Annotated in this window: 4 protein-coding genes; 1 reads left to right on the forward strand and 3 read right to left on the reverse strand. The window is 74.3% G+C overall.

Annotated features, from left to right (window positions below; translation table 11 throughout):
* Positions 1 to 56: 56 nt before the first annotated feature.
* The 3 genes from AC3AQ1_RS15790 to glnA form a co-directional block, all read right to left on the reverse strand.
* Complete coding sequence (locus tag AC3AQ1_RS15790; RefSeq protein WP_108719768.1) at positions 57 to 3,797, reverse strand: hypothetical protein; 3,741 nt, start codon at positions 3,795 to 3,797, stop codon at positions 57 to 59.
* A complete protein-coding gene (locus AC3AQ1_RS15795) occupies positions 3,797 to 10,477 on the reverse strand; it encodes an OmpA family protein (protein WP_108719769.1) in 6,681 nt (2,226 codons plus the stop codon). Before AC3AQ1_RS15795 ends, AC3AQ1_RS15790 begins: the two co-directional genes overlap by 1 nt.
* A 315-nt stretch (positions 10,478 to 10,792) precedes the next feature.
* Positions 10,793 to 12,217, reverse strand: a complete 1,425-nt coding sequence (gene glnA, locus AC3AQ1_RS15800) for a type I glutamate--ammonia ligase (protein ID WP_108719770.1) — start codon at positions 12,215 to 12,217, stop codon at positions 10,793 to 10,795.
* A 164-nt stretch (positions 12,218 to 12,381) separates the two neighbouring features.
* Here glnA and AC3AQ1_RS15805 point away from each other — a divergent pair, with 164 nt between their 5' ends.
* The gene (locus AC3AQ1_RS15805) at positions 12,382 to 12,804 is read left to right on the forward strand and encodes an RDD family protein (protein WP_199916487.1); all 423 of its coding nucleotides are present in this window, start codon (positions 12,382 to 12,384) and stop codon (positions 12,802 to 12,804) included.
* The last annotated feature ends 136 nt before the right edge of the window (positions 12,805 to 12,940 follow it).

Consider the following 12,940-nt stretch of genomic DNA (forward strand, 5'->3'; position numbering starts at 1 on the left):
GACCAGCGAGCCCCGCGAGCGCACCGACCGGCGCCTGGCCGTGACCCCGGCGCACGTCAGCGCGTGGGCCAGCGCGCGCTCGCCGTCGCCCCCCGGGGATCGGTGACCTGCGCGGCCACGGTGGTGGCCTGCAGGGTCAGCGGCACGGAGAGGTCCGTGCCACCGTCCGCCCGGGGCGTCTTCGCGGCCTGCAGTCGCCCGATCGGGAGCCGGCGCGCGAGCGGGACGTCCGCGATGACGAGGCTGATCTCCTGCGACGTCGCCGGGTCGAGCGGCCGAGGCAGCGGTCGGGGCGTCGGGAACGGCACCGGGCGCACGCCGCCGGCCCGCCGCGTCGCGACGAGGCGCAGCACGCCGGCGGAGTCCGGCGGCAGGCTCGTGGACAGTGTGCAGACCGTGCCGCGCCCGACGATCGTGAACACGTCCTCGATCCGCAACCACGTCGCGGGCGTCGGCGGCACCCAGCCGGCCACGGTCAGCGTGCGCTCGCTCACCCGACCCGTGGGGTCGGTGAGCCGGAGCACGACGGCGAGCGGCGCCGTCGGGTCCGCGCGGTGCGTCCAGAGCACGAGCGGGGTGCGACCGGACGCGCGAGCGCGGCGGGCGAGCGCCGGCAGCGTCGCGGGCGCCACGGGTGGCGTGTCCGAGCCGGCGACGGGCACCAGCTCCAGCGGCGTGCCCGCCGGGCCCGGCACCGCACCGCCGACGGGCGGCACGGGGACGCCGTCGACCGTCGCCAGCAGCACGTGCGAGCCGGCGGCCGTGACGCGGTCCGGGGCGCGGGTCGCCGAGCGGACGAGCACCGCGGCACCGTCCGGCCCGACCTCCGCGACGAGCGGCTCCAGGTCCGGCGGCGTCGTCGGCGGCAGCGCGACCGCGACCGCCTCGCTCGCAGGCGAGACGACCCCGCGCACGGCGGACGGCCCCACGACGGGGGGTGGCACCGCCGTCGCGCGCAGGTGCCACGGGTCCCAGGACGGCGCCAGGTCGCTCGGCCACGTGCCGGCGTACAGCGGCGCGCCCGTGATCGGGTCGGTCCCGCCCGTGGCGACCGCCGGCACGCTCGCGCGCGGCGGCCCCATCGTGCGGTGATCGAGCGCGGCCTCGGCGGATCGCGTGGCGAACAGCTCGAACGCCGTGACGCCCACCGAGCAGGCGGCCTCGAACGTCACGGTGAGCGCGCCGTCGGCGCCGAACCCCGGCCGCACCGCGGGTTGCGTCGGGCGCACGAGGGTCGGCGCGAGCGCGGCCTGCAGGTGGTGGTGCGGCTGCACGGGCCCGGCGGCGTCGGGCCACAGCGACTCCGCGCCGGTGGTGCTCGCCGTCGTGACGACGAAGAGGTGGATGTCCTTCGAGCCGCGCGGCAGGGTGACGTCGACCGCGTGCGGGTCGCCGCCCGCCAGCGGCACCTCGACCATGCGGCGGAAGAGGTTCTTGCGCCGGTCCGGCGCCGTCGCGTCGTAGGCGTCCCAGAGCGCGTCGAGGCGCCACCCGGGGAGCGCCTCGGACGTGCCGGGCTGCGGCTCGGGCAGGCCGAGGCGCTCGCGGACCACGGTCTCGGACGTCTCCCAGACCACCACCCGGTCGGCCTGCGCCGGCACCGGGCCGACCCAGGTGACGCGCACGTGGCTGCGCCCGAGGTGGTCGGGCGTGCTCGCGAGGGGGACGTCGGGCGGCTGGGGCGGCGCGGGCAGCACGATCGGCACGGGGCTCGCGGCGACCGCGGTCGCCGGATCCTCCGGGCGCGGCGACCACGCCGAGGGCTGCGCGTGGTTGCGGGCGCGCAGCCGGGCGAACACGCGCACGCCCCAGCGTGAGACGCCCGCGAAGTCCAGCGGTCCGACCGGGACCGTGAGGCGGTACCGGCGCCCGTCGTCGCCCTGGGTCGCGGTACCCGCCGGCCGCGGGACCGGGACGGCCGGGGGCGCCTGCCCGGACGGGACGGGCGTGCGGCTCAGCTCGGTGCCGTCGACGTCGACGCCGACCACGCCGGTTCCCGCCGGGCCGCCCGCGACGAGCGGTTCGTCCCCGGCGAAGCCGAGGTGCGCCGTGACGGCCCCCGCCGGCGGCGCGTCCGGGTCGACGGCGGGCGGCGGGGTGGCGCCGGTCGGCATGGGGTAGGGCACGAGGAGCAGCTCGACGTCGGTGGGCGTGCGCTCGGGCCAGGGCACGGCGACCTCGACGGTCGCCTCCGCGGGGCAGAGCGTCGAGCCCGTCCACCGCGCGGCGAGCGAGAGGCTCACCACCCGCGGCCCCATGAGCGCGGGCGCGGTACCGGTCCACGCGACGTCCTGCCAGTCGGAGTAGATCCCGAACAGGTTTGCCTGCGCGACGGCGTAGCCGCGGCTGACGCTGCCCTCGTACGGCAGCGCGCGGCCGGGGTCCACCAGGCGCGGGCGCGGGTCGACGGGGATCTCCGGGTGGTTCGGGTCGCCACCGGGGCTCGCGAGCAGCTGGACCGCGCTCCCGCCCTTGAGGCGTGGCGGCAGCAGGTCGCTCGCCCGCGGGTCGGCGGGTCCGAAGCCCGCGAGCACGCACGCCGTCGGGCCGGTGAGAGTCGCCGTCGTGAGGCCTGGCTGCCAGAGCAGCTCCACGGACTCGGCGAACGGGTCGTCGCGCCGCGGCGGCGTCGTGAGTACGGCACGCTGGGCGAGCAGGCCCGCGACGGCGGGCACGCTGGCGTGATGGTGGGCCGGCGGGAGGAAGGCGACGAGCTCGACGCCGCGATCGCCGTCGGGCGTCTCCTCGTACGGCGCGGTGACGAGCAGCTCGATCTCGGCCGGGTGCTGGTCGATCTCGCTGCCCCGGTAGGCGGTCGCAAAGCCCGTGGTGAGCGCGGCGAACGCATCCCCGGCTGCGGAGACGAGCAACGTGCGGAGCAGCGGGAGGTCGGCCGTGGTGGGCTCGGCGTCGTACCGGCCCTCGCCCGGCCCGGCGACGTTGCGACGCGAGACGAGGCGCACCTGCTGCGGCTCGACGTCGTCCCACAGGCGCGTCAGCTCGGGGAAGAGCAGGCCGCGTGCCTCGTCGACGAGACCCGCGGGATCCGGTCGCTCCCAGACCGGCGCGAGCCGGCCGGACTCCGTCGCGAACCACCAGCCGACCGGGGGACCGCCCCGGTCGAGCCGGTCCAGCGCGGCGTCGGGTCCACCGACAGGCGCGACGACGAGTCCCTGCGGGTCGGGGCGGTACCGCCCGAGCTCGCCGTCCTTGACGGGGTGCCCGACGCGCTCGAGCGGGTTCCACGAGCCGTCGTCCGCGACCGTGTCCCGCAGCCACGCGGCGGCGACGTTCGTGGGCGTGCCGTTGACCAGGAGGGCGCACGTGGCGAACGGCGCGCGGACCTCGAGCGTGACCGCACCGCCAGGCCCCGGGTTGCGCGCTGCGGCCGCGACGGCCGCGAACGGGTCCTCGCCCGCCTCGCGGAGCAGGAACAGGCCGACCGGCCTCGTGGGGTCGAACGCCGTGGCGGAGACCGCGAGGGCGGTGACCTCCTCGCCGCCCCACGAGATCAGCGCGCGGTCGTCGCTCGTGTCGACGTCGAAGGACGTCCGCTTCGTGCGGGTCTGGACCGTGCGCCACCACACGGTGAACGGCTCGGCGGGGACTCCGAGCTCAGGCCGGACCGACCACACGACGTGCAGCCGCTCACCGAACCGCTTGGCGTCGGCGAGCGCACGCTTCACGATCTCGTCGGACTGCACGTGCGCGTTCGCCAGACGTTGCCGAGCCACGCCGGGCCAGTCGATCAGCGCGCTGGCCGCACGGAACCAGCGGGGGTCGTGGATGCGGTCCATCAGTCCTCCACCTCCCACGGTGCCTTCTCGAGCGCGACGTCGACGGCGAGCGCCCGCTCGTCCGCCGTCCCCGCCAGGGGGTCGCCCGGCCGGAGCAGGTCGAGCCGGAATCGCGCACCGCGTGCGTTCGCCGGCAGGAACGCGAGTACCCGGGTACCACCGGGGGCGACGACGAGCGGTCCCTGCGCGGTCACCTCGCCGGCTCCCGGCGCGAGCACGCCCGCCGGGGTGAGGCACGGCTGCGGCCGCGCGGCCCACCAGCCGTGCGACGGGTCGGCGGAGTCGCCCGGACCCGTCACCCACGTCGGCGCGAGGTGCTCGCGGTACAGCGCCTCGGACGCCTCGATCACGACGGTCAGCGGCCGCGGCGCCGGGTCGGCGCTCCACCACACCTCCACCCGAGGTGCGCTCGGGACGACCGGAACGTCGAGTCCCGCGGCCTGCACCGCGGCGTCCCACTGGTCGCCCGAGGGGCGAGTCGGCAGGGCGGTGAGCGGCGTGATCGTGCGGCACAGCCGGTGCTCGACGGCGCTCGGCGCGATCCACGACGCGAGGTGCGCGAGCGAGTCGAACCGCGACGTGGTGAAGTTCGCGCGATACACCCGGGTGCGTGCGCCGCCCGCGATCGGGACGGACTCGATGTCGAGCAGGTAGTCGGTAAGGGGGTCCAGCTCGAACCGGAACGTCAGCACCTCGGTGTCCCGGGTGACCTCGTCCACCCCGACGCACGGCGTGCTCGGCAGCAGCTCGGCGGCCGTCTGCTCCCACGCCTGGCGCGGCGCGGTCCGCGGGTGCAGCTCGGCGAGTCCGGCGTCGAGGCGTACCGCGGCGTCGGCAGGCAGCGCGAATGCCTGGCCCGCGGGGCCGCCGCCGGGCGGTGCGGGGTGGTGGCCCGAGGACGAGCGCACCGTGACCTCGAGGCGCCGTCCGTAGGCCGCGAACAGCTCGGGGACCGCCTGGTGCGAGAGCGCGATGCGCAGCGGGTCGTGGCAGAAGATGCCGGCGTCGCCCATGCCGGGCGTCGTGTCGAGGATCCACGGCGCGAGGTCGGTGGGGCACGCGGCGGCGGAGGCGCCGCGGAACCGGAAGGTCTGCGGGGTTCCGGCGTTCGGGTAGGTCGGCACGCGCGTCGGGTGCGCCTCGCCCGTCTCGACGTCCCAGTGCCAGCTCGCGGTGAGCGTGTAGTCCTGGCCGGGCACCAGGAGCGCGACGTCCGTGGGGGCGTGGGTCAGGCCGGTCTCGAACGCCTCCCGGTCGCTGTTCGTGACGGTCTCGTCCCAGCTTTCGCGCTCCGCCTCGGCGTACGTGACGGCCTCGAGCGCGACGACGTGCACGGGGCTCTCGTACGGCGGCGCCTCTCGGTCGCTCCAGCCGATGGCGAGCTGCGTGGTCTGCTTCTCCAGGCGCCCGAGGTCGGCGAGGAACAGCCCGAGGATCCGACCGTCGCGGATGACGGAGGCCGCCGCCCGACCGGCGAGCCGGACGGGACGCTCCCACGGGCCGCCCGGGTCCACCCACGTGCCCGGGAGCGGGTGGGCGGCGTCCACGAGGTCGTCGTTGACGAGCCGGTACTCGGCCAGCACGGTGCCGTCCTCCGCTCGCTGCTGGAGAAGGACCTGGCGCTTGCGCTCGAGCGGCGCGACGAGCAGGACGCGCGCGGTGAGCAGGGGCTCGGTCAGATCGAGCAGCACGGCGTCCGCGAGCGCGTCCGGGGTCCAGCCGGCCTCGGCGCGCGCCTCCTCGAGCCGCTTGAGCTCGCGCTCGGTGAGCCCGACCGGGTCCGCCCACTCGTGCCACGGGCAGCGCAGCACCCGACCGTCGCAGAGCTTGCCTCGTACGAGGTCGGCCTCCACGAGCCGGGAGCGCGCGTGCCCCGCGAGGTCGGTGAGGTCCGTGCCCGAGGCGAGCGCCGCCGTCGCCGAGGTGAGGTCGATCGACAGGCCACCCGCCGTCGTACGCCCGGGCAGGCCCTTCGTCCACGTGGCGAGCGGGTCCGCGGGATCCGTCGCGCCGCCGCACGGCACGGCGTCGCCGACCACGCGCGCGGGCTCGGTCGGGGCGAGCGCGTCGGCGGGCGTGCCGCTGCGCCACGGCTCGCGGACCCGGAGCACGCGTTCGGCCGGAGCGGACCGCGGCGCCGAGCCGGGCGGGTCGGGCCAGACGAGCCCGACGAGCGACCAGCCGGACTCGCTCGGTCCGAGCGGCTGACCGCCGAAGGTCCACAGCTGCGGCGCGGCCGGGACCGGCGGGTGGCACACGGTGCCCCAGCGGTGGTCGATCTGCCGGGTCAGGGTCTCGCCGTAGCTGATCGCCGAGCTGAACGGCAGCGGCGCCCACGTGAGCAGCGCGAGGGCGGGCGAGGCGATCTGATCGGTCGGGTTGGAGTCGTTCCACCAGACGCTCGGCGTCGGACCGGCGCGCAGCGCGCCGGCGAGCGTGACCGAGTCCAGCCGGTAGGCCCACCAGCGGTCCCCGATCCGGTACCAGGCGGAGGTGCCTGAGACGCCGGAGGTCCCGTTCGGCGTCGCGCCGAGCACGACGTTCCCCCCCGCCGTCTCGGGCGCCGTGGTGAGCACGAGGACTCCGACGGCGTCCAGCGGCAGCTCGGGCACGACGTCGGCCGGCGCGCTCGCGGCGCGCGCGAGACGCGCGTCCGGGCTGCCGGTCGCGCCGGAGCCCTCGACGACGACGGCGGAGCGGCCGACGAAGTCGAGCGAGGCGACGAGCGGCGGCGGGACGAGGTCGGGGCTGGGCGCCGAGCCGATCGTCAGCTCGATGCACGCCTCGATGTCGAAGAAGAAGAACGAGACCTTGCCGCAGACCTTGCCGTGCACGTACGGGTGGTCGACCTCGCGGCCGTTCTCCACCCGCTTGCCGACGGCGAGATCCAGCGTGGCCGTGACGCCGATCGAGACGATGAAGAGCATGAGCTCACCACGGATGTAGATCCGCCCGGCGAGGTAGAACGGGTCGAAGCCGAGGATCGCGTCGAACCCGGCGGCCACCTCGGCGTACAGCCGCGCCGGCTTGGACCCCATGAGCACGGCCTGGAGGTGGAAGCCGGTGGCGATCGCGACTCCGCTCGCGCCCGGCAGCGGCGGCACGTCCGAGCTGGGCGAGCCGCCGGTGAGGCCGTTGCCGTGCACCATGAGGTAGCCGCTGGCCTCGAGGACGTCCAGCACCTTGACGCGGATGCGGTCGTGGTAGGTGCCGAGGTCGACCCGCCAGGTCTCCGGCTGCTTCGTGGAGAAGAACGCCGTGACCGGGACGTGCACCTGGAGGATCTTCTCGATCGTGTAGTCGGCGACGACGCCGAGGGTGATCGTGCCGCGGCCGAAGTCGATGTCCAGCACGGCGAGGAAGGTGGCCGACTCCTGGCTCGTCGCCGATGGCATCTTCTTGAGAACGTCGGCCTTCATGATGAGCAGCAGGCGCGGTCCGGGTACCTCGATGAGCAGGATGCCCTTGAGGTGGACGACGTAGCCGCCCTCGATCGTGCCGACCAGCATGCCCGCGGCGAACGCGTAGGAGCCGGGCTGGTGGTGCCAGCCGTCGACGTGCATGACGGAGCCCCGGGCGAGCTGGGTGCCCACCCAGTCCAGCGCGGGCAGTGCGGCGTTCGGGTTCTCCGAGCGCGCGAAGTTGATACCGACGCCGCCGAGGAAGCCGAAGATGCCCAGCCCCGAGTTCCCGAGCAGGAGCGGGACCGGGAACTCGACCTCGATGCCGATGAGCAGACCCGTGACGCCGTTCTCGGTGATGAGCGCGAGCGATGCCGCGGCGCGGATGCTCACGGGGATGATCGTGAGGTCGATCGACGCCTTGAAGCCGTTGGGCAGGATCTCCAGCGTCCCCGACCCGTGCAGCGTGCTCGGGATGTCCAGGCTCGCGCCGAGCTTGGTGAGCTGGGGCGGCTCGGGCGCGTCGAGGCGCTGGCGCACGCGAACCGTGTCGATCGTGACCGGCCCGAGCTCGACGCCGATCATCGCCTCGACCTCGAGGTAGGTCGGGTTGTCGCGGGACACCCGCACGCCCATGATCCGCAGGATCTCGTCGAGCGGCTCGACCGCCTGGATCGAGCCGGGCTTGATCTCGAGCTCGTAGCCGCGGCTGGCGTCGAACACGGGAATCGGCACGGCCGGCCCCGTGGGGTCCCACGCGGCGCGCACCCCGACGGCCTGGTAGCGCGTGCGGACGGGCTTGTCCCGCGGCACCTTGACGACGGAGAAGTCGAACGCGAACTGCACCTCGACGTCGAGCATGACGCTGACCGCTCCGGTGCCGGTGCTCGCCGTCGAGCCGTCCGGCGCGATGACGCCGTTGGACACGACGATCTCGCCGCCGTGGATCGTGAGGGCGCGCACGTCGATCCAGCCGACGGCGCCGAGCGCGACCGATCCGAGCTGGATGAGGGCGCCGGCAGCGGGGGAGAGGGTCGCGACGGCCGCCGAGATCGGGGCCATGACGGCGAAGGCGCCGGCCATGCTCAGGGCCGTGTCGGGCGCGGTGGCCGGGGTGAGGCGGCGGTCGTAGAGCCCGTCGAGGTCCGCCTGCGCGGCTCGGAACTCCCCGAAGACCTCCCACGCTCCGCGGTCGGAGGCCAGCTTGAGGCGCACCCGGAACAGGCAGATGCCGTCGCTCGCGCTGCCCACGCCGAACTGGTCGACCCCACCCTGGGCGAGGCTCGTCTCCAGGGCGGTCTCGACGTCGAACTCGCCCCAGATCTCGCAGCGCACGAAGGTCGAGCGGAGCAGCTCGACCTCGACGCCGATCCGGCGGAAGCAGTCCGGGCGTCCGGTGGTGGGCGGCGCGGGGTCGCGGTCCACGACGGCGAGCCGCGGCTGTCGCGTCAGCCGCGCCGTGGCCGCAGCGGGGGTCGCCGGGGTCGGGCCCGTGACCCGGACCCACCACCAGTCCGGCGCGGTGGGCGCCGGGACGGGCGTGGTGCCGCGCGGGTCGACCCCGTCCCGGGCCGGGACGTGACCCAGGCCCGACACGGTGCCGACGGGATACCCGGCGTTGCGCAGCACGGCGGCGACGACGGCGGCACGGCGCTCGCTCAGCTCCTGGTTGTAGGTGCGCTTGGCCTCGGTGTCCGACTCGCACGACGCGTAGCCGGTCACGGTGACGGTGCCGGCGCCGCCACCGGCCGCCGCGGTGAACGCCGCGTGCCGGTCGGCGGCCAGCGTCGCGAAGGGTGTCCCGCCCGGCGCCGAGGTGCGGTTGGCCGCGGGCGAGGTGCCGATGTTGGCGAGGGTCGTCGTCCAGGTGGGGTTCGTGGCCTCGTCCGGCGTGGGGTGGTCGAACCGGAGGTAGGCATCCATGACGAGCGCGCTGCTCGCCGGCCGGGTCGCGCTCACGGTGACGGTCGCGCCGTCGCCGACCGGGACCGTCACCTCGGTCGCGGACGCCGCGGAGCCCCCGCCGCTCCACGTCCAGCTTGCGGCGACCGGCGGGTCCAGGGCGAGGGTCGCCGTCGTCGCGTCCTGGCGCACGAGGACGAGCCGTCCGGCCTCCGGTGCGGTGTTCGTGAGCTGGACGGGGTTCGTCGCGTCGTTGCCCGCGCCCTCGGCGGCCGCGGGTCGGCGTGCACGGAAGCTCGCCGTCGCGCTCTGTCCGCCCGAGGAGGCGGCGGTGACCGTGAGCGTGACCGCGCCCGCGGCGGGCACGGTCACGGTGGTCCGGCCGTTCGTGACCGGACCACCCCCCGTGATGGTGATCGTGACGGGAGCGGTACCGCCGTTGGTGTCGGCGACGAACGTCGATCCGGTCGGGACCTCGACCTCGCCGTCCGCGATCGCGGCGACGTGGCGACCGGACGGCGTGATGAACCGCGCCATGATGCTCGGCGCACCGCCACGGTTGACCACCTCGGCGCTGAACGTGCCGGTGACCCCGGCGTGCACCCCGAGGCCGATCCAGAGGTTGCGCACGCCCGCGGACACGGCGATGCCGTCCAGGCCGTCGGGTTGCACGAACAGGCGGGCCTCGGGGAGGTAGAAGCCCTGCCACTCCGCGGGCATGGCGCGCGCCTGCGCAGGAACGCCGGCGGGGCCGGACTCGCCGGACAGGTCGAGCACCGCGGCGCGGAAGGCGAAACCGACGACGGCGCCGGGTCCCACGAGCGCGTACGGCGGAGACATCTCGATGCAGGAGTAGACGTCGTCGAGCGGTTCGCCCGAGGTGGTCGCCGAGAGGAGCTCGAAGCCGACGCTGCCGCCTGGGCTCTGGGCCAGACGCATCACGAGGCGCGGGACGAGGAGGCGGACCTGGGTGTGGTCGGGGTCCTCCTCGAGCATGCCGTCGCCGGCGAGGCGGGCCCCGCGCAGGAAGGGCAGGAGGACGCGGACGCCGGGGACGTCGAGATCGACGCGCCACGCGCCGTCCTCGGGGTCGGCGAGCGTGGTGCCGCTGAGGCGACGCCACTCGGCGAGGACGACCGAGTCGCCGGCGAGCTCGATCGGGGTGTCACCGCCCGAGCCGATCCGGCCCGTCGCGGGGTCGATCGCGCCGCCCGCGAAGCCCGACAGCGACGCGGTCGCGGTTCGGCGCTTCCAGGTCGTGCCGTTCTCGGTGACGAGCGCCCACGGCGTGGTGGTCACCGCCGAGAGGGGTCCCTGGAGCGCGTCGAGCAGGCCGCTCGTGCGCAGCGGTTCGGGTAGGTCGTCCCAAGCAGCCATCAGTGGCTCCGTCGCTCGCGCTCCGTGCCGCCCTGCCGACACGGGGACGGCCGCACGCTAGACCCGTGGGGGGATGGGGGACAAGGGTGGGAGCGCGTGCGCGTCGAGGCACGGCCCGATCGGGCAGGGTGGGGCGGTGCAGGGAGACTTGCCTAACGGACGTGAGGAGCGCACGTGGGGCGCCGTCGTGCACACGCTCGCTGCGCCGTCGTGCGCGCGTGGGAGTGGTCCGGAACGAAACCGAGGCGTTCCGACGGAGAGGGCCCCCGGCCCGCGTCGCCGCAGGTCGGAGGCCCTCTCGGAAGGTGCGACGGCTCAGACGTCGTAGTAGAGCTCGAACTCGTGCGGCGTCGGACGCAGCTGCACGGGGTCGACCTCGTGGGTCCGCTTGTAGTCGATCCAGGTCTCGATGAGGTCCGGGGTGAACACGCCACCTGCCGTGAGGTAGTCGTTGTCCTCCTCGAGAGCCTTGAGGACCTCGGGCAGCGAGCCCGGGACCTGCTGGATCTGCGCGTGCTCCTCGGGGGGCAGCTCATACAGGTCCTTGTCGACCGGCTCCGGCGGCTCGATGCGGTTCTTGATGCCGTCGATGCCGGCCATGAGGATCGCCGAGAACGCGAGGTACGGGTTGGCCGACGGGTCCGGCACGCGGAACTCCACGCGCTTGGCCTTGGGCGAAGAGCCCGTGATCGGGATGCGGATGCAGGCCGAGCGGTTGCGGGCCGAGTAGACCAGGTTGACCGGTGCCTCGTAGCCCGGGACCAGGCGGCGGTAGGAGTTCACCGACGGGTTCGTCCAGGCCAGGAGCGACGGCGCGTGGTGCAGGAGGCCACCGATGTACCAGCGGGCGAGGTCGGACAGGCCGCCGTAGCCGGACTCGTCGTGGAACAGCGGCACGCCGTCCTTCCACAGCGAGGAGTGGCAGTGCATGCCCGAGCCGTTGTCCCCGAAGAGGGGTTTCGGCATGAACGTCACGGTCTTGCCGGCGTTGTAGGCGACGTTCTTGATGACGTACTTGAACTTCATCAGGTCGTCGCCGGCCGAGCGCAGCGTGTTGAAGCGGTAGTTGATCTCCTGCTGACCGCCGGTGCCGACCTCGTGGTGCGCCCGCTCGACGTCGAGGCCGATCGAGCCCAGCACGGTGCACATCTCGTCACGCAGGTCGGCGAACTTGTCGCTCGGGGAGAGCGGGAAGTAGCCACCCTTGTACCGCGTCTTGTACGCCTGGTTGCCACCCTCCTCCTCGCGCCCGGTGTTCCACGCGGCCTCGATCGAGTCGATGTGGTAGAACGCCTCGTTCTGGCGGGAGATGAAGCGGGCGGAGTCGAACAGGTAGAACTCGGCCTCCGGGCCGAAGTACACCGTGTCGGCGATGCCCGTCGAGGCGAGGTACGCCTCGGCCTTGGCCGCGATCTGACGCGGGTCGCGCGAGTACGGCTCGTCCGTGAACGGGTTCACGACCGAGAAGTACACGACGAGCGTCTTGGCCTTGCGGAACGGGTCGATGAAGGCGCTCGTCACGTCCGGGATGAGCTTCATGTCCGACTCGTGGATGGCCTGGAAGCCGCGGATCGAGGAGCCGTCGAACATGAGGCCCTCGCTGAAGGCGTCGTCGTTGAAGGCCTCGACCGGGATGTTGAAGTGCTGCTGCACGCCCGGCAGGTCGATGAACCTGACGTCGATGAACTCGACGCCCTGCTCATGCGTGTAGGCGATCGCCTCCTCGGCGGTACTGAACATGGGGCTCCTTCGTAGGTCGGTCCCGGGGTCGGCTGAACGCTATGGCGGCCCGATTTCCCGGTCATGACTCCTTTGTGTCGGTGACGTTACGTCGCCGGGCGTGAAGGTACCGCGCCGGGCTGGGCGCGCGCTGTCCGTTTCGAGGCGCGGCTTACGATCGTGCGGTGCCAGCCGAACCCCGCCACCACGCACCGATGCCCGACGGCGGAGCGCACCCCTCGCCGTCGTCCTCCCAGTCCGCGGCGTCCGCCGGGATGCACGTGGGCCGGCGCCTGGGCGCGCTGATCGTGGACTGGGTGATCGCGTCGGCGATCTCGGCCGGGTTCCTCGACTACCACCCGCTGGCGACGCTCGGTGTGTTCGCGCTGATGACTGCGTTGCTGCTGATGACCCTCGGAGCCACGATCGGGCACCGGCTCTTCGGGCTCGTGGTGCGCCGGAACGCGGACGGCGGGGTGCCGTGCCGACCGCTGCAGGCGGTGGTGCGGACCGTGGCGCTGTGCCTCGTGGTGCCTGCGGGGATCTGGGGGCCGGACGGCCGGGGGCTGCACGACGTGTGGGCAGGGACTGCGGTCGGGCGGCGCTGAGCCGAGCGGGGGAGCCCGAGCTGGCTGCGCCCGAGCTGGGTGCGCCCGAGCTGGCTGCGCCCGAGCGCGTGCAGGCGGGACTCGAGCACGACTGCGGACATCGGCGCCAGATCACGCCTCGGGCGTGCGGGGCGGG

The sequence above is a fragment of the Miniimonas sp. S16 genome, from assembly GCF_057748195.1.